The sequence below is a fragment of the Rhizobacter sp. P1_G5 genome (genome assembly GCF_056405435.1).
The window spans coordinates 1-1006 of sequence record NZ_JBFUCB010001068.1; the positions used below are offsets into that span (position 1 = coordinate 1).

A 1006-nucleotide genomic window follows, 5' to 3' on the forward strand; every position below is an offset into this window, starting at 1 on the left:
GGCAAAGGGCGTCGATACCGCGGCGCACGAAACCGCCATCGCAAGCGGCGGAGACACGATCGCGGTAATCGGCACCCCCATCGATCAGGCGTACCCCAAGGAAAACTCGGCCCTGCAGCAGCAGATCGCGCGGGACCACCTTCTGATCAGTCAGGTGCCGGTGCTGCTGCATGCTCGTCGCCCACCCTCGGTCAATCGACTCTTTTTTCCTGAGCGCAACGTGACCATGTCTGCGCTGACGCAGGGAACCGTGATCGTCGAAGCCGGCGAAACCTCGGGGACCTTGATCCAGGCGCGCGCGGCCTTGAGCCAGGGCCGCAAGCTCTTCATCCTTGACAGCAACTTCCGCAATTCCAAGCTGACGTGGCCAGCGCGCTTTGAAGAAAAGGGCGCGATCCGCGTCAAGGACTTCGACGACATTCGCTCGCACCTCGATGCCGAAGCTGCTCAAGATTGACGACAGCAACCGCGACGCGCATCACTACCTCGGCCCAGAGGACCGGTGTTTCTACTTCCACGAGTACACGTCACACAAGGGCTACGCCTACAGCAAGGGCAACAGCTTCATCTCCAACCTGAAGAAGCCGGTGGCTCAGTGCGATGAACCGCATTACAAATTCAAGGCTCGGGCGATCCAGGACGGGGTGACGATGCTGAGGGCAGCCCTCGAGAAGTCACCCAACATCTTCAATTCGGCCACGTTCGTTCCGATCCCGCCGTCCAAGCCGCCCGGCGATCCCGACTATGACGACCGCATCATGCAGATCGTGATGGGCGCCTGCCAAGGCAAGGGGTCCGACGTTCGAAACCTGCTGGTGCAGACCGAGGCGTACGAGGCCTCGCACCTGCAGGGGCCTGGTGGATCCCGGCTCGGGCCTGATCAGCTGATGGCGCTGTACTCGCTGGATGCTGAAGCCCCGAGGGAGATCGTCATGCTCGTGGACGACGTGCTCACCACGGGGGCGCACTTCATCGCCGCAAAGCGCCGGATCCTGCAGGCCTACCC

General features: G+C 62.3%; 2 protein-coding genes. Both read left to right on the plus strand.

What is annotated here, in order from left to right; all coding sequences use genetic code 11:
* A partial coding sequence (locus tag AC1D12_RS34050) for a DNA-processing protein DprA (RefSeq protein ID WP_477845483.1) occupies nt 1-457 on the plus strand: 457 nt, incomplete at its 5' end.
* Nucleotides 435-1006: type I phosphoribosyltransferase (locus AC1D12_RS34055; protein WP_477845484.1), on the plus strand; the 572-nt coding region annotated here is incomplete at its 3' end. The genes AC1D12_RS34050 and AC1D12_RS34055, both read left to right, overlap by 23 nt.